At 69.1% G+C, this 16594-nt stretch carries 17 protein-coding genes; 9 read left to right on the top strand and 8 right to left on the bottom strand.

Going from position 1 to position 16594, the window contains the following annotated elements:
• Positions 1–534 precede the first annotated feature (534 nt).
• Entirely contained in the window at positions 535–1107 is a 573-nt protein-coding gene (gene vanY-N, locus AB0B61_RS45515; RefSeq protein ID WP_358446499.1) for a D,D-peptidase/D,D-carboxypeptidase VanY-N, read from the bottom strand.
• Between the two features lie 202 nt (positions 1108–1309).
• On the opposite strand from vanY-N, the gene AB0B61_RS45510 reads away from it, so the two are divergent.
• From AB0B61_RS45510 to AB0B61_RS45490, 5 genes are all read left to right on the top strand, one after another.
• The gene (locus AB0B61_RS45510; RefSeq protein WP_358446497.1) at positions 1310–1984 is read left to right on the top strand and encodes a response regulator transcription factor; all 675 of its coding nucleotides are present in this window, start codon (positions 1310–1312) and stop codon (positions 1982–1984) included.
• A gap of 7 nt (positions 1985–1991) precedes the next feature.
• Positions 1992–3470 carry an ATP-binding protein gene (locus AB0B61_RS45505; protein ID WP_358446494.1) on the top strand — a complete coding sequence of 493 codons (1479 nt, stop codon included), beginning with the start codon at positions 1992–1994 and terminating at the stop codon, positions 3468–3470.
• Positions 3467–4003, top strand: a complete 537-nt coding sequence (locus tag AB0B61_RS45500; protein ID WP_358446492.1) for a hypothetical protein — start codon at positions 3467–3469, stop codon at positions 4001–4003. Before AB0B61_RS45505 ends, AB0B61_RS45500 begins: the two co-directional genes overlap by 4 nt.
• Positions 4004–4388: 385 nt before the next feature.
• Positions 4389–4748: a DoxX family protein gene (locus tag AB0B61_RS45495; RefSeq protein ID WP_358446489.1), complete on the top strand. Its 360-nt coding sequence runs from the start codon at positions 4389–4391 to the stop codon at positions 4746–4748.
• Positions 4749–4806: 58 nt separating this feature from the next.
• Positions 4807–5400 carry a TetR/AcrR family transcriptional regulator gene (locus tag AB0B61_RS45490; RefSeq protein ID WP_358446486.1) on the top strand — a complete coding sequence of 198 codons (594 nt, stop codon included), beginning with the start codon at positions 4807–4809 and terminating at the stop codon, positions 5398–5400.
• 460 nt (positions 5401–5860) lie between these two features.
• Here AB0B61_RS45490 and AB0B61_RS45485 read toward each other — a convergent pair whose 3' ends face one another.
• Entirely contained in the window at positions 5861–7168 is a 1308-nt protein-coding gene (locus AB0B61_RS45485) for an FAD-dependent monooxygenase (protein WP_358446483.1), read from the bottom strand.
• 767 nt (positions 7169–7935) lie between these two features.
• Between AB0B61_RS45485 and AB0B61_RS45480 the strand changes: the two genes are divergently transcribed.
• Positions 7936–8343, top strand: coding sequence for a GNAT family N-acetyltransferase (locus AB0B61_RS45480; protein WP_358446480.1), 408 nt, complete (start codon positions 7936–7938; stop codon positions 8341–8343).
• 20 nt (positions 8344–8363) lie between these two features.
• Here the strand turns inward: AB0B61_RS45480 and AB0B61_RS45475 are convergent, their stop codons facing one another.
• The 4 genes from AB0B61_RS45475 to AB0B61_RS45460 form a co-directional block, all read right to left on the bottom strand.
• Entirely contained in the window at positions 8364–8588 is a 225-nt protein-coding gene (locus tag AB0B61_RS45475) for a hypothetical protein (RefSeq protein ID WP_358094116.1), read from the bottom strand.
• A 113-nt stretch (positions 8589–8701) separates the two neighbouring features.
• On the bottom strand, positions 8702–9397 hold the full coding sequence (locus AB0B61_RS45470) for a hypothetical protein (RefSeq protein ID WP_358446477.1): 696 nt from the start codon (positions 9395–9397) through the stop codon (positions 8702–8704).
• Positions 9394–10299: an ABC transporter ATP-binding protein gene (locus tag AB0B61_RS45465; protein WP_358446475.1), complete on the bottom strand. Its 906-nt coding sequence runs from the start codon at positions 10297–10299 to the stop codon at positions 9394–9396. Before AB0B61_RS45465 ends, AB0B61_RS45470 begins: the two co-directional genes overlap by 4 nt.
• Positions 10296–10670: a GntR family transcriptional regulator gene (locus AB0B61_RS45460; RefSeq protein WP_358446472.1), complete on the bottom strand. Its 375-nt coding sequence runs from the start codon at positions 10668–10670 to the stop codon at positions 10296–10298. The genes AB0B61_RS45465 and AB0B61_RS45460 overlap by 4 nt, the downstream gene beginning before the upstream one ends.
• Before the next feature lie 684 nt (positions 10671–11354).
• On the opposite strand from AB0B61_RS45460, the gene AB0B61_RS45455 reads away from it, so the two are divergent.
• The 3 genes from AB0B61_RS45455 to AB0B61_RS45445 are packed head-to-tail and all read left to right on the top strand — an operon-like array spanning position 11355 to position 13526.
• On the top strand, positions 11355–12056 hold the full coding sequence (locus AB0B61_RS45455) for a helix-turn-helix domain-containing protein (RefSeq protein ID WP_358446469.1): 702 nt from the start codon (positions 11355–11357) through the stop codon (positions 12054–12056).
• Positions 12053–12244, top strand: coding sequence for a ferredoxin (locus AB0B61_RS45450; protein ID WP_358446466.1), 192 nt, complete (start codon positions 12053–12055; stop codon positions 12242–12244). Before AB0B61_RS45455 ends, AB0B61_RS45450 begins: the two co-directional genes overlap by 4 nt.
• Before the next feature lie 10 nt (positions 12245–12254).
• On the top strand, positions 12255–13526 hold the full coding sequence (locus AB0B61_RS45445) for a cytochrome P450 (RefSeq protein WP_358446463.1): 1272 nt from the start codon (positions 12255–12257) through the stop codon (positions 13524–13526).
• 64 nt (positions 13527–13590) lie between these two features.
• Here AB0B61_RS45445 and AB0B61_RS45440 read toward each other — a convergent pair whose 3' ends face one another.
• A complete protein-coding gene (locus tag AB0B61_RS45440; protein ID WP_358446460.1) occupies positions 13591–15138 on the bottom strand; it encodes a tannase/feruloyl esterase family alpha/beta hydrolase in 1548 nt (515 codons plus the stop codon).
• 77 nt (positions 15139–15215) lie between these two features.
• A complete protein-coding gene (locus AB0B61_RS45435; RefSeq protein WP_358446457.1) occupies positions 15216–16553 on the bottom strand; it encodes a CocE/NonD family hydrolase in 1338 nt (445 codons plus the stop codon).
• Positions 16554–16594: the final 41 nt, after the last annotated feature.

Here is a 16594-nt window from a genome sequence, read left to right as displayed (position 1 = left end):
CCGGGGTCGACATCCGGCTCTTCGAAGGCAGCGATGCCGAGCTCGAGGAATGGCGCCCGCGCCTCCGCCCGCGCCCGCGCCTCCGCTCGACCTGGGCGATCTGTGACCTGTTGATTCGGGCCGCGCCAGCGCCGGTCCCGGGGACGGGTGCCCGGGTGGGACCTTCCCGTCGGCGTCGTTCAACGGCGCATGTCGATGACGAACTTCCCGCGCACACCGCCGGCTTCGAGTCGTCGGTGAGCCCTGGTCGAAGGCGGATGCGATCATGCGGGTGAGCCGGGCGTAGGCGCCGAGGTCCTTCTCGCGCTCGTCAACGCCATCTCCCTTGCCAACGAGCACCACGACGACGACGCGCAGGCGGGCCGGCTGCTGGGCATCGCGATCGAGGGCGGCATCTCCGGGATCGCGACGAGGCCGTACGCCGGCGAGCGGGCATCCCCAGTCCGTACACCGGGTCCCAGCGACTCGACGATCGTCTAAGGCGGGCACCCGCTCAATCCCCCCATCGCGCACCTGGATGGACCCGGGCCTGGGCTACATCTGGCCCCCGTTCTCCGCTACGTAGCCTAAGCCGGGGTGAGGTCGTCGTCGTGGTGGTATGCCGCCGCGGTCCGGGCGGTATTCGAAGTGCCACCATTCGTTGTCGTAGATGCGGTAGAGGTCGTAGCGGGCGCCGTGTTGCTCGAGCCAGTGCGCGCCTTCGTGGGGGCGTACGTCCAGGGCGACGCCTTTGACGTGGCTGGATTCCGCCGGTGGTAGGACGAGCATGCGTGCTGAGGTGGGGGAGCCGGAGCGGCGTACCTCTTGGTCGAACATCCGTTGCTGGAGGAGGGGGTCGCGGTATCCGGAGGTGAGGCCGATGAGCTGGCCGTGGCGCCAGAGTGCCTGGGTGCGGGCCGCGGTGAAGGCCGCCAGGGCGCCGTCGGTGAGGCCGGTGAGGTCCTCGGCGGGAAAGCGCATCCGTAACGCCCAGCGGCAGGCCAGTTCGTGGGCGCGGCCGGGATGGCGGACGAACGCCGCCGGCAGCAGGAGCACGGCGAGCACCAGCGTGGCCGCAGCGTACAGCCGGTCTCGGGGCCGAGGTGGGATCGTGCGTGGCTCGTTCATGACGACTACGATTGGCGCCGAATGTGCGTACGTTATCCGCCGCGTGTCACCGTTTGTCGACGGCGGCAACCGTCGGCCAAACCGTCGGCGCAACCGTGACACAACCATGACACGGCGCTGACGAGGCGGGGACACGGATGGCCGACAGTGGATGGTGTTGACCGGCGGGCGAGTTACGGAGCGTGCGGTGAAACTCGGCGGCGTGTCGCGAGTGTTGTTGATCGAGGATGACCCGGCCGTGCGGGAGGGCCTTGAGCTGGCCCTGACCCGGCATGGGCACCGGGTGCGCGCGGTGGAGTCCGGCGAGCAGGGGCTGGACCGGTTGCGTACGGACCTTCCCGACGTCGTCGTGCTCGATCTGATGTTGCCCGGTATGGATGGGTTCGAGGTCTGCCGCCGCATTCGGGCCGCCCGTGAGGTGCCGATCATCATGCTGACCGCGCGCGGCGACGACATCGACGTGGTGGCCGGGTTGGAGGCGGGCGCCGACGACTACGTGGTCAAGCCGGTGCAGCCCAGGGTGCTCGAGGCACGCATTCGCGCGGTGCTCCGGCGGATCAGCCGGGACCAGGCGGAGCTGGAGCGGCACGGGGACCTGACCATCGATCGGGCGGGGCTGGTGGTCGCCAACCGCGGTGTGCCGGTCAGCCTCGCCCCGACCGAGCTGCGCCTGCTGCTCGAGCTCTCCGGCACGCCGGGCCGGGTGCACAGCCGCCAGCAGCTGCTGGAGTCGGTGTGGGAGCAGGGGTATTTCGGCGACTCGCGTCTCGTGGACGCGTGCGTGCAGCGGTTGCGCGCGAAGATCGAGGACGACTCGGCGGCGCCCGTCTACGTGCAGACGGTGCGTGGATTCGGGTACCGGTTCGGGCCGGTGTGAGCCGCCGGTGGAACCTCGGCTGAGCCTGGGGCTGCGTACCCGGCTGTTGTTCGCGTTCGCACTGCTGTGTGTGGTCACCGCGGCGGCGGTGGCCGGCGGGATCTACGTCCAGGCCCGCAACGAAATCCTGCAGCGCGCCCAGGATGCCACGGTGCAGACGATGAGAAGCCGCCTGGAGTCGCTCTACCCGTTGCGGAGTCCGGCGCCGGGCCAGGACGAGCTCGACGACATCGCCGCCGCCGTGCCCGACCACAACAGCGTGGAGTATGCGGTCGCCATCTACCGCGAGATGCACTCGCCGGTCGCTCCGCCGGGACGCTGGAGGCCGGGCGGGACGGTGCTGGCCTTGGATCTCGGGGTGATCTCCCCAGAGTTGCGGCAGGCGGTGGCCGGCGGCGAGATCGCGTGGCAACGCGTGGTGCGGCAGGACGACGTGCCCTGGCTGATCATCGGCGCGCCGTTGCTGGTCACCGAGCCGGATCGGACGACGCGGGTGTCCGGCATCGAGGTCTACGCCGCGCGCAGCCTGCTCGCCGAACAGCGCAGCATCGACGGGCTCGCCACGTCCGCCTGGCTCATCGGCGGGGTGGCCCTGGCGTTCGCGGTCGTCCTGGCGTTGCTGGCCACCCGGGGCGTGCTGCGCCCGGTGCGCGAGCTCGGCCGGGCGGCGCGCCTGCTGGGTGAGGGCGAGATGCGGACCAGGATCGCGGTCCGCGGCTCCGATGAGCTGGCCGAGGTGGCACGCACGTTCAACCACACCGCCGCGGAGCTGGAACGGCACGTCAAGCAGCTGCGCGAGATGGAGGCCGACGCCCGCCGGTTCGTGGCCGACGTGTCCCACGAGCTGCGCACCCCGCTGGCCGCGCTCACCGCGGTCGCCGACGTCCTCGACGGGGAGGCGGCCGAGCTTCCCGAGCCGGCCGGCCGGGCCGCCAGGCTGGTCAGCCAGGAGACGCTCAACCTCACCGGGCTGGTGAACGACCTCATCGAGATCAGCAGGTTCGACTCCGGCGTCGCGGCCCTCGCGCTGAACGAGGTCGACGTGGCCGAGCTGGTACGCGCGAGCCTGCGTACCAGAGGCTGGCCGGAAAAGGTGGACACCGAGCTGCCACCCGCGGTGACGGCACGGCTGGACCCGCGCCGGGTGGACGTCATCCTCGCGAACCTGGTCGGCAACGCCCTGCGGCACGGCGAGCCACCGGTGTCGGTACGGCTGTCCGCCGACCCGCACTGGATCACTCTCGAGGTCCGCGACCATGGACCCGGGCTGGACGAGGTGGTGCTGCCGCACGTGTTCGACCGGTTCTACAAGGCCAACGCGGCCAGGACCAGGTCCGAGGGCAGCGGCCTCGGCCTCGCCATCGCGCGGGAGAACGCGCGCCTGCACCAAGGCGACATCACCGTCACCAACGCCCCGGACGGCGGCGCCATCTTCACGCTGCGCCTGCCACGCCGGGCACCCGATCCGGACGGAGGCCCCGAATGAGGACCGGACTCGCCCGCCGCCTGCTCGCCGCGGGCCTCGTATCGCTCGTCGCCGTGGCCGGCTGCGGCGTACGGCCCAGCGAGGTCATCTCCGTCGGCTACCCGCCGAGCGGAGCCGTCGCTCCACCCTCGAAGATCACCCTCTACCTGGTGAAGAACGGCCGGCTCAGCGCGGTAACGCGGCCCGGTCCGCCAAAGTCCCAGGCGAACACGCTCGCGCTGCTGGCAGCGGGACCCACCGCGAGCGAACAGGCGCACGGACTCACCACCGACGTCCCGCCCGAAGTCGGCCCGTTCTCGGTAACCGCCGCGCCGGGCCGCGGACCCGGCGACTTGATGGTGACCCTGTCCACTCCGGCCGGCGAACTGTCCGCACTGGCCATCGAGCAGATCATCTGTACGGCCGCCGCCATGGCGCCGGAACGCCCTGGCCAGGTCACAGTCGTCGGTGCCGGGCCAGGCGTCGGCTCCCGAATTTGCCCGATGTCACAGCCGCAAGGTCCACCACAGGTGGACGTCGGCGGCGGTGGGTAGCATTTCCGGGTGCCCAGATAGGCCGCCGCTGATCCGGCTGTGGCAGCCGTCCTGTTCGGGGTGAACTCCGTCCCGACCACCGCTCGCACGTCGAGCCCCAGCGATCGACGACCGTTCACAACCTGTTCTTGCGGCATCAGCGTTGTGGCTGACCGCGCCACTCTGCGCAGCGCACTCTGCCTCTCCCGAACGCGCACAGTCGATCGTGCCACGCACACCTCTTCCTCCTCATAGGCATCAGGACCGGCGCGTTGCCTGGTCAGCCACGAGATAGCCGCTGAGGACAAGATCGCCTACGCCGTCTCCGACGAGGCTGTCCCATCTGCTGGCCGTACCATACGGTATGGTATGCTGCTAATGAGCAGTTCATTGGCAGAGGAGAGACATGTCAGCATTACCCGATCCGGTTTGGCCGGTTATCGTCCTAGCGATCATCCAGATCGGTGACGCCGTCATGTGCATCAAGCCCGTACCGTTCATCGCCCAGTGCTTCGAAGACGTGAACTGGCCGCGACGTCACTGGTGGATCATGCCGCCACTGAAGTTCGCCGCCGCGGCCGGTCTGATCCTGGGCATCTGGCTGCCGTATCTCGGCGCCGCGACCTGTGCCGCGCTCATCCTCTACTTCATGGTCGCCATCGCGATGCACATCGCGGCCCGAGACTTCGGCCGCAACCTCTTCCTCAACGCCACCGTCATGCTGCTGATCTGCATCGCGGTCGGCTTCTACAGCTTCATCTCATGAAGCTCGAACGCGCCTCGGCGGGCGCGGAGGGCTCCATACCCGATGGTATGTTTGGCGGATGAGCACGGCACGTGAGCGGTGGCTGAACGAAGGCTTGAAGGTCCTCGCCGAAGAAGGTGCGGCAGGGATTCGAATCGACCGGATCGCCGCTCGGCTTAACTTGTCGAAAGGGTCGTTCCACCATCACTTCGATGGCGCCGAGGGATACAAGAAAGCGCTTCTCGCTCATTTCGAGCACCTGTCGATCGACATGTTCGAGAATGCAATTTCCAAGGCCGGTGAATTGGCTGGTGCCCGGGTGATTCTCGCACGGCTGACGAAACTCGTCCGCCCTGGCGGCACAGGTCTCTATCGTCCAGAACTCGATATCGCAGTGCGGGCGTGGGCGACATGGGATGCGGACGTGCGTGCCGTGCAGACTCGCCTGGACGAGGCCAGACTGTCCGCACTTCAGCGGGTGTGGCGATCAGCCGTCGCCAGTGACGAGGAGGCCCGGACGGCGGCCCTACTGCCCTACCTGCTTGCGGTCGGAGCAACTGTCGTCTTTCCCCCGGTCGACGCTGACCGGCTTCGCGACCTCTATGAGATCCTCCTGCCACTCGTACCGGATAGCCCCGGCCAGGCACGGGATGGCACGACGCCGCCACCGTGACCGTCCCGCGCCCGCCGGCCCGCCCTGCGGTAGAGGCCTGTTGCGGGCTCACGGGGAACGATCACGCCGAGCGCCGGCTTCGCCTCCGCTGTCACCCCGTCCAGCGCGGCCTGCCGCTCGGTCCCTCCGGCGGCAGGTGCAGCGCCGAGTCCGCCGGCTCGCGGGAGTGACTACCAACCCCAGCCGCCGAGGCCAGGCTCCCATGCCCTCCTCCACAAGCCCGGGACACCCGTCGTGTCCGTTCTCATCCATCGGGTCAGGGAGGCATGTCGGCGAGCTGTGCACCGACAACCGCCTTGAGACAAGACGGGCGAGCAATCCGGCCGGGTCAACACCGCCTCATCGGAACGTGGCGTGGCCGCCGAACGGGCGCTCCAACGCGCACTACGCGGCATGAGCGGAGGTCGTCCGGCGATGTCCCACACCGAAGCGTGGTCCCTCTCGACACGTTATGCGACACCTACGGCTTGGCCGACGAGGTGATCGGCGATCCGGCCGGGGCTGCGTAGTCCGGCACCCCCGCGTAGTCCGGCACCCCCGCGTAGTCGGGCAGTTCGACGCCGTTGATCGCGCGCCCGACCAGCTCGGTGAACCATTCGCCGGCGAAATCGGGGAGCGGCTCGGCGTCTGGCCCGGGGACGTCGCGGCTGCGGGCGTTCAACCGGCCGATCTCCTGGTTGGCCTCGACGAACGAGCGCATCCGCGCCTCGTAGCGGGCGAACCCGGCGTCGGGGTCCCATCCGGCGGCGGCCAGCTCTCCGGCCAGCAGGTAGGCGCCGACCAGCGCCAGCCCGGTGCCCTGCCCCGACATCGGCGAGGAGCTGAACGCCGCGTCCCCGAGCAGCCCCACCCGTCCACTCGACCAGCGGTCCATCACCACCTGGGCGACCTGGTCGAGGTAGAAGTCCGGGGTGTCGTCCAGGTGGGCGAGGATGTCCGGGGTCAACCAGCCCAGGCCCGCCATCCGCTCACGCAGCAGGACCTTCTGGGCCGCGACGTCACGGTAGTCGACGTCGAAGTCGGCCGAGGCGAGGTAGAACATGGCCATCGCCCGGGTGGCGTCCTGGATGGGCCGCAGGAGGGCAGAGCGCCCGGACTCCTGGTCCTGGTACTCGAGCAGCCAGCGGTCCAGCCCGAACTCGTTGGGCACACTGTAGAAGGCGAGCACGTGCCCGAGGTGGCGGAGGAACCGCTCATGCGGCCCGAAGACCATCGCCCGCAGCTCCGAGTGCAACCCGTCGGCCCCGACCACCAGGTCGAAACGCCGCCGGTTGCCGCCCGCGAAGACCACGTCGACCCCGTCCGTGTCCTGGACGAGCCCCACGATTCGGTCGCCGAAGATGTACTCGACGCCGTCGCGGGTGTCGTCGTAGAGCACCTGGGACAGGTCCCCGCGCAAGATCTCGATGTCCGCGATGAACCCGTCGCCACCGTCGTCGTCGGCACGGAAGGTCTCCAGCACTTGCCCGTCCGCGTCCACGGTGTGCGCGCCGGCGGTGTCGGTGCACGCCGCGCGCACCGCCGCGTCCAGCCCCATGCGCCCGATGACCTCCTTGGCGACCCCGCGCGCGTCCACCGCCTGCCCGCCGGGACGCAGCTCAGGAGCCCGCTCCACCACGGTCACCTCGGCCCCCCGCCGGCGCAGCCAGTGGGCCAGCGCGGGTCCCGCGACGCTCGCCCCCGCCACCAACACCCTGGGACCGCTCACCCGCGTCCCCTGCTCGCCAGTCCGGATGGTGTGCTCCTGCTTGGAGTCGTCGACGCTCATCACTGCCTCCATGTGCTTCCTCCCGCGCTGGACGTTCCCAGCACAGGCCCACCGCTGTCGGTGTGTCCAGCCGTATCGACCACGGATCCGCACAAAACTCATCGGTACGACCGAGATCGCGTCCATGCTCCCGCAAACACCCTGAACTCGGCATGTACGTGCGACGGGCATGGTCATGATCGCCTCGCCTCGGCAGACATTGATGAGAAACGCCAACTCCGATGACGCTCACATCAGCCCAGACTGGTGCAAACCAGGCGAACCAGGTCGTCAGTTAGGCCGCCGCCTGAGAATTCGCCAGATCGGCGCGCAACACAATGAGACGCTGAAAGGACCAGTGAGAACGGACAGTACACGCGCCTAATGACATATCCGACGGCCTGCTGCCAAATCCACTGACATCTCCTGCGCAGCACTGACATCTGCCAGCGACTCAGAGGCGAATGTCTGGAAGCATCGAAGATGACAGTGAGACCCGCTCCGGACCTGGGCACTGTCAATTCGACGGATATCGAAGTACTAGCGTTTGCATCATCGAAGTTGACAGTACGGAGCCGAAGATCAACTGCTTGCCAGATTGGCTGTGTTAGGTGTGGCCGTCGCCCAGGACGTGGTTAAGGTGCTTCGCTAGGTCCTCAGCTGTGCCCCCTTCGTTGTGGAGGGCGCGGAAGGCTTGGGCCTGCCTGGTCGTTGGCAAATGCCCGTCGAGGACGGTAGTGGGCTTCCCCTCATAACGTAGAGACCTCTCCCGGTTCGGTCTCTACGTTATGAGGGGAAGCCCAATCGAGTGCAAACTGCTGGAACCTGGCCGGGCATGCCAGTCCGCAGGCGATGCAGCGCGTGCTGCGCACCGCACGTGCGACGACTTCCGATCCGGCACGTGGCGCGTCAACGTGATACCCGATGCCCAGGGGCGCGGAGTCGGCCGCTTCGCCGTCGAATCGGTGGCCGCCGAAATCAGGCGCCGCGATGGTACCCGGATGTACCTCACGCGGGAGCCCGGAGAAGACGGTCCCGAGGGTTTCTACTGGAAACTCGGGTTTCAGTTCACCGGTGAGAAGAGCGAGGGGGCAGACGGTCGGGGTGCTGGATCTGACCAACGCCTGACGTGGCCACCATCGCCAGCGCCGTTGCGTTGCTTCCTGGACTCCCCGGTGGCGCCTACGACCTCGTAGCCGATACTCGGGCTCGACGTTCAGGAGTCGCGGCGATTCCTTCGCGGCGCGATGAAGACGGCCCAGGCGGCCACACCCAGGGCCGGACCTAGGGACAAACCTAACCCGACACCGAAAGTGACGTTGTCAAAAAGACCCCCGACGACGTCGAAGAGAAGGCCGAAGGCAGCGCCAAATGCGATCCAGATCCCGAGATTTGCCCAAATCCCGAGACCTGCGGGCGGGGGCGTGTTGTTGCTCGTCATTGCAGCTCTCCTAAGGACGCGGGCGGACAGGGCTGACAATCCGGCAGCCCATCACGGCGGATGTTGGTGTTCGCGTTATCCGGTGGTGCGGAGCGGCCGTGTGCCCGCCGCGCCTACGCCGTGGCACGGCGGATGAGCGTGTACCCGCCGACGGCGAACGCGGCGGCCACCAGGACCGGCCAGCCGGCGAGCAGCGCCGTGGGGGACTGGTCGAGCAACCAGCGGCCGATCGCGTGCCATTGCCGGGTCCACGTGATCAGCGCGGCGGCCAGCCCGAGCGCTGTGAAGGCCAGGGTGAGGCTGGCGAGGACGCCGGTGGTGCCCCAGCGCAGGTGCAACGTGCCGAGCAGGATCCCGAGGTGGGTCACGACCAGCATGGGTACCGCGTACCCGAGCAGGAGCAGCACCGGGTTGGCGTCATCCATGAACGGCAGACCGAAGTAGCGCATCCCCATCCCCCAGTAGCCGGTGGCCTGTTCCACGGCGCGCAGCAGGCAGAGCACCAGCGCGTAGACCATCGACTGGACGACCGCGAGCAGCGACCAGGCCAGGTAGAACTCCCGGCGGGTCACGCTCATGCCCAGCGCGTACGGGAAGATCTGGGTGACCGAGACGGTGGCCATCGCGATCACGATGCCGTATAGGCTGACCAGGCCGCCGGTGGTCGTCACGCCGTCGCCCGGGTCGTAGTTCGCCATGAAGAGCAACAGGTTGATGCCGAACGCGACGGCCATCATGCTCCACGTCCAGCCCAGGATGTGCGGCCAGGCCGGCATCTGGAGACGGGCTACCTGACGGATGCGGTTCATTGGACGGCCTCCCGGTCCGCCGGCGCCGTTGTCGTCGGCGGTGCGGTCAGGCGGACCACGAGTTGCTGCAACGACAGCGGCTCCAGCTCGACGTTCAGCGTCTGCGCGAGCGCCTTCGCGTGCGGTCCGAGCCCACCGAGGATGGTCGACCGGACCAGGCCGCTCAACCGCTCGCGGTGCAACTCGGTGCGTCCGGCCGCGAACCCGTCCACGGCCTCCGCCTGACCGGTGGCCGCCACCGCCTGCCCGCGCATGTCGTCGGCGTCCTCATCGAGCAGCAGCCGGCCACGGTCGATGAGCAGCACCCGCTCGACCAGATCGCTCACCTCGTCGATGAGGTGGGTGGACAGCACCACGGTGCGGGGATGCCCGGCGTAGTCGGCGAGCAGGCGGTCGTAGAAAAGCTGCCGGGCGGCCGCGTCGAGCCCGAGGTACGGCTCGTCGAAGAACGTCAGGGGCGCCCGCGCGGCCAGCCCGACGGTCACGCCGAGGGCCGACAGCATGCCCCGCGAGAGCCTGCGGACCAGCCGCCCGGCCGGTAGCTGGAAGTCCGCGGCGAGGCCGTGCGCGAACGTGTCGTCCCAGTTCGCAAACAGCCCGCGTGCGGTGCGAAAGACGTGGCGCACGGTGTAGAAGTGGGGGTAGCGCTGGCTCTCCCGGACGAAACAGACCTTCGACAGGACGGCCGGGTTCTCCACCGGTGGCGCGTCGAAGACCGTCACGTTCCCCGACGACGCGAACGCCTGCCCGGTGAGGATCTGCATCAGGGTGGTCTTGCCCGCCCCGTTGCGCCCGAGCAGGCCGTAGATCGTGTGCTCGGCCAGCGCGAAGCTCACGTCGTCGAGCGCCGTGACGTCACCAAAGCGCTTGGTCACCCCGTGTGCGGTTACCACCGCCGTCATCCCAGGTCCCTCCCGATAACCGCACCGAATGAATCGATCATCTTCATCAGCTCGTCGTGGCCGATGCCGAGCTTGCGTGCCTCGGCGAGCAGGGGTTCCACGTACTGTTCGGTGAACCGTTCCCGTCGCCGCTCGCGCAGCTTGGCCTGGGCGCCACCGGCGACGAACATGCCGATGCCGCGTCGCTTGTAGAGCGTTCCCTCCGACACGAGCTGGTTGACGCCCTTGGCCGCGGTGGCCGGGTTGATCCGGTGAAAGGCGGCAAGCTCGTTGGTAGACGGGACCTGGGCCTCCTCCACCAGCGACCCGTCGATGATCGAGTTCTCGATCAGCTCGGCGATCTGAAGGAAGATCGGTCGGTCGTCGTCCATCGTTGGCTTGTCCGCCCAACTGGTTAGCTACATTTGTAACTAACCATGCAACCTTGCGCCGCAGCTGTCAAGCCGCCCGGGCGTCCCGCGACCTCAGCCGGCGGCGGCGCCGGGACCCGTTTCCCGCTCAGGAAAGGCAGCCGGGGATGCGTGGGCGGCGTCGTCTCGACGCAGCGGACGGTGTGATCGGGCCGTACGGCTGGCGGCGCCGTGCGCACCTGGGGCAGAGTGGACGCAGACACCGACACCGACACGAGGAACGGTGGCCGACCAGGACGAGCGACAGCACCGTCCGCGAGACCGCGCCCTCGTGGAGCGCGTGCGCCTGGTCCGCGAGTCGGAGCTGAAGCTGACCGAGCGTGAGGACGACGCCGACGCACGGGACCGGGCGGCGGATGCCCGGGACCGCACCGCCGATCAGCGGGATCACCGTGCCCATGAGCGGAACAGGGCGTTAGCTTAAGCTCAGGGTGGCCAACTACTGCTCACACTGGCCATCTACTGCTCACACGCTCATTTCGGGCCAAACCTACTGCCGTACACGCCGCTACTGCCAACTTCGATTGCGCGCTTCCATGTCCGCTTCCAGTTGCCGTGACGGACTGTCGTCTTCAAGGCCGCCAGACACCAGGGTCGTGTGAAGCAGCTCTTGACGAATCAAATGAACAGTCTTTTAATTTGACCATGGGGCGTATCGCGGGCGTCACCGCCGCCGAGACGCGTGAACGGTTGCTGCGCGCGGCCGCCGAGGTGTTCGCCGAGCGCGGGTACGAAGGTACGCGCGTGGCGGACATCGCCACGGCCGCCGGGGTGAGCAACGGCGCGTTGTACGCGCACTTCGGGTCGAAGGCCGGCCTGCTCGTGGCCGCGCTGCGCGCGCACGGGCCGCGGTTGCTGGCCGATCTTCTGGCGGCCGATCCGGACCGGTCGATCGCGGAGCTGCTCGTCGTGGTGGGTCGCCGGCTGCCGCGTCAGCGTGATGCCGGCGGTTATCTCATCGTCGAGGCCATGGTCGCGGCCCGTCGCGATGAGGAGGTCGCGCAGCCGATGCGCGACTACGTCGGCGAACGCGCGGACTGGCTGGCCGGGCTCGCCGGCGTCGCCGAGAGTGCCGGCGAGCTCGACCCCGCGCTGTCGGCGAACGCGCTCGCCCACTTCTGCCTCGCGCTCGCGATGGGCAGCGCGCTCATCACCCCGGACCTGCACGCGGTGGACGACGAGGAGTGGACGGCGTTGCTCACCCGCGTCGTCGCCGCCCTGGCCCCCACCGACACCCCGGCACAAGCCGGCGGCACCCCGGCACAAGCCATCGACAACGCGGCACAAGCCGTCGGCACCACGGCAAAGACCATCGAGACCACGGCTCAGAGGGGAGCACCACAGTGAAAGTGCGGATCGACTCCGAGCGCTGTCAGGGGCATGGTCGCTGCTACGACCTCGCCCCCGACCTGTTCGGCGAGGACGACGAGGGCTACGGGCAGGTGATCGGAGAGGGGATCGTGCCGCCGGACAACGAGCGCGCGGCGCGCCTGGCGGTGTCCAACTGTCCCGAACGAGCGATCGAGATCCTCTAGGAGCATTGACATGACCGTGGACGACCGCTTCAACCAGGATTACCGGGGGACGCTGGAAGAGCCGCCCCTGGGTTCTCGTAACGAGGTCATCACCGGGCCCGTCTCGGACTGGGCGACCGATTTCTCCCACGCTGAGCCGGAGTGGGCGGCCGACCCGTACCCCATCCAGGACGAGTTGCGGCAGCGCTGCCCGATCGCGCACACCGAGCGGTTCGGCGGCGGGTGGCTGCCGACCCGCTACGAGGACGTCGCGGCCATCGCCTACGACACCGAGCACTTCTCGTCCCGGGCGATCATCATGAGCAACTTCCGGCCGCCCGTGGAGCTGGCCCCCGTGGGCACCGCGCCGCCGATCTCCTCCGACCCGCCCTTCCACCACCACGCGCGCAAGCTGCTGCTGCCGGCGTTCACCAAGTCCGCGGTCGCCAAGCGGGAGGCGGGGACCAGAGCGTACTGCCACGCGCTCATCGACGCGATGGAGGGGCAGGACGTCGTCGACGCCGCCGCCGACTACGCCCAGTACATCCCGATCCGGGTCATCGCCGAGATGCTCGGCTTTGCGCCCGAGGACGGCCCGCAGTTCCGGGCGTTCGTCGAGAACGCGCTCGAAGGCATCAACCTGCCGCCGGAGGAACGCTTCGCCCGTTCGCGAGAGCTGTTCGACTACCTGCTCGTGCAGATCCGCGACCACGTCGAGCACCCGCGCGACGACCTCACCAGCTACCTGATCGACGCCGAGCTCGACGGTAACAAGCTCGACCCGTCCCACGTGGCGGGCACGATGGCGCTGCTGCTCATCGCCGGCATCGACACGACCTGGAGCGCGATCGGCGCGTCGCTGTGGCACCTGGCGAAGACGCCCGCCGACCGTGAGCGCCTGGTCGCCGAGCCGGCGCTGCTGCCGACCGCGATGGAGGAGTTCCTGCGGGCGTACGCGCCGGTCACGATGGCCCGGCTGGTCAAGCAGGACATGCACTGGCGCGGCGGCGACATGAAGGCCGACGACTGGGTCCTGCTGTCCTTCCCGGCGGCCAACCGCGATCCGGCGCAGTTCGACCGGGCGGGCGAAGTGGTCATCGACCGTGAGGTCAATCGGCACGTCGCGTTCGGCCTGGGCATTCACCGCTGTGTGGGCTCGCACCTGGCGCGCATGGAGCTGCGGGTCGCGCTCGAGGTGTGGCTGGCGCGCTTCCCGGAGTTCAGCCTGGCCGACCCGGCCGCGGTGACCTGGGCCGCCGGTCAGGTCCGCGGGCCGCGCACCCTCCCGATCCGCGTCGGCTGACCGACGCGCATCGGCTGGCCCATGCGCGTCGGTTGACCTCCGTCCGGTACGGCCTACCGGACCGCTAACACGTGAAGGGCCTGAGGGGACGGGTCATCGCGACGCCGTCCGCCGGGTTGTCGTGTACGTACTTCGTCGCGACGATCTCGGCGGGCGCCGCTCCGCGCTCGACCCAGCTCACGATCGGGGTCAGCGTGTCGAAGACGTTCGGGCCGGGGCCGCCGCCGCAGTGGGCCATGCCGGGAACCGTGAACAGCCGGGCGAACTCCCGCGTCCGCGCGACGGCCGCGCTGCCCGGCTGACGCTCGCCGGAGGTGGCGCGAACCACCTGGCGGTAGTAGTCGATGGTGTCGTGGGCGGAGACGACCGGGTCGGCCCAGCCCGTGTACATGATGAGCTTGCCGCCGCTGCGCCGGAACGGCCTCAGGTCCGGGTCGGTGGCGTCGATGATCGGGCCGAGCTTCTTCTGGGCCAGGCGCAGGTCGCGGTGGAAGTCGAAGGTCCACCAGTTCCAGTTCGGATCGTTGAAGACCCAGTAGCGCCAGAAGTTCGCCCGCGCCGGCGCGGTGGTGCCCCAGTACGCGCTCCAGCCCACCCGCACGGTGCCCGCCGCGTCCACCACGGGTGCTTCGCTGCCCACCGGCCAGCCGGGGTAGATCCGCGCGCCGGTATTCGGGTCGCGGGCGCCTGCGTACATCTCCCGCAACGCCTGTATCTGGCGCTTCGTCAGACAGGTGGGAGCGTCGCCGGCGGGACAGCGGAGTGAGGCGGGGTCGAAGGAGCAGCGTCGCGGGTCGGTGAGGAAGTCGTCGGTCGCCAGGCCGCCGTCTCCGCCCCGGCACCGCTTGACGGCCGCGTTCGTCAGCAGCAGCAGCTTGGCCGCCGGGACGATCGGGTCAGGGACGCCTCCGGGAGAGTGATTGCGGAGGAACTGCCAGAGGAAGCCGGCGTTGAGCGCGACGCGGTTGTTCCCCGGGGCGCCGGCCACGATGCCGTCGAAGTCGTCCGGGTAGCGCTGGGCCTCCATCAGCGCCTGGTGGCCGCCGGTGGAGCAGCCGATGAAATAGGAGTAGCGCGGCTTGGCACCGGTGTACGCCTCGACGATCGGCTTGGCGTTGACGATCGTCTCGTGGACCGCGCGGTGACCCCAGTCGACGATGATCTCCGGATTGGCGGCGCCCTGAACGAACACGTCAGGGTCGTCGCCGGTGTGCCCGGTGTCGGTGCCGACGGTGGCGTACCCGGCCGACAGCGCGGAGCCGCCCATGGACGGGAAGTCGATGGCCGAGCTGTATCCGCCGTTGCCGAACATCAGCAGGCGCTGGTTCCACCCCTGCTGAGGGATCCACACCTCGAAGCCGATGCTGGAGTTCGGCACCGGCTTGGCGACGCCGTGGACGCGGCAGAAGGCGGGCACGGACGGCAGGACCCGGCCGTCGGGAGCGGTGTACCTGCCCGCCGGGACCGATTCGGCCAGGGTGACGGTCGCGTCGGGCAGCGTCATGGCGGTCAGGCTCTCGCACGTGCCGCCCTCAGCCGCCCCCGTGGCTGCGGCGGATGGCTGCGCGTTCAGGGAGATCGCCATCGACAGCACGGCGGCGGTCGCGGCCAAGAGCCTCCCGAGGCGGGGGTGCTTCCCGGCGGGCGCCCTGAGGCGGCCCAAGCGTGCGTCCTCTGTCCTGAGCCGGATCATTGGACGTCCTTCCCCGAGAGCGTGCCGAGCCGGATTTCGGTGCCGCCGGATCCCACGCGCAGGTGGACCCGGCCCGCCGGAGCGTCGGAGTCGATCTCGGGATGGTCGTCGCTGGACACGGTCACGCGGAGGCTGTGGCCGGCGCTCAGCCGGTAGTGGGTCGGCCAGGTACGGATCTCCAGGTCATAGGTCTTGCCCGGCCGGACGGGGACGGCGCGATCGTGGCCGAACCGGTGGCTCGCCTTGAGCCAGCCCTGGGTGATGCGGACGGCCGTACCGTCGGGGGCGACGTCCTCGACCACGACCGCGATGTTGCCGTCGGTGGCGCTGAAGGCGGCGCGCACCTTGGCGTTGACGTCGCCGGCCAGGACGGTGTCCCGCTGATAGGGCCGCGTCTGGAAGGTGAGCCGCTCGTCCGGGGTCGCGGGGGTCGTCTCGGTGTTGACGGTGAAGGCGAGGGCGGCCGGCTTGCTCCATCCGGTCGTCAGCGTGCCGTCGGCGCTCAGGCCGAGCCGGGTCTGCCGGGTTCCGGGAGGGGGCCAGCTGGCGAGCTGCTGCCAGCCGGTGCCCGGCACCTGATACGAGGTCACCTTGGTGGCGGGCAGCGGGGCGTCGGTCCGGCCGGCGAGCCAGTGGTCCCACCAGGCGAGGTAGGCGCCGTTGCCGATGTCGGCGGGCTGGCCCGACGGCCAGCCGTGCTGCCAGGGGCCGGCGACCAGCCAGACGTTCTTCGGGCGGGCCTGGAAGTTCGCCACCATGGCGGCCCGGTATCGGTCGTACCATCCGGCGATCTCCAGGACGGGGACGTCCAGGTTCTTCCAGCGGGCCTTGACGCTGCGCTCTCGCCAGTAGTCGTCGTAGAGCGGGTGCTCGGCGTAGGTCACCAGGGTGTCGGGCGCGACGGCGCGCTGCCAGTCCCGGATCCTGGCCGAGTAGATGCCGCCTCGGTAGATGGTGTTCTCGTACCAGTCGCTGATTCCGTCGACGGGGATGATCGCGGCCAGGTGGGGCGGCTTGTTCACCGCGACCAGGAGGGAGGAGTGGCCGCCGTAGCTGACGCCGGTCTGCCCGATCTTGCCGGTGGACCAGGGCTGGCTCGCCAGCCACTCGATGAGGTCGTAGTTGTCGCGTTGTTCCTGCGCGCTGAACGGGCTCGGGCGCCTGGGTGAGGCGCCCGTGCCGCGGGTGTTGCACACGGCGGTGGTGTAGCCGCGGGTGACGAAGAAGGCCGTCGCCTGGCCCTGGGCCTGCAGTTGATCGTAGGCGTTGTAGTCTTGACGTGCTCCTCGCCCTGAAGAGGTGAAGATTCCCGTGCTGCTTACGCAGCAGTCCATGCCGTAAGCAGCACGAGCTGTGGAACGGGATGCTTGACGCT

Source organism: Nonomuraea sp. NPDC049158 (assembly GCF_040648335.1).
Lineage (GTDB): Bacteria > Actinomycetota > Actinomycetes > Streptosporangiales > Streptosporangiaceae > Nonomuraea.
This window is presented reverse-complemented; position numbering and strand designations above follow the sequence as displayed.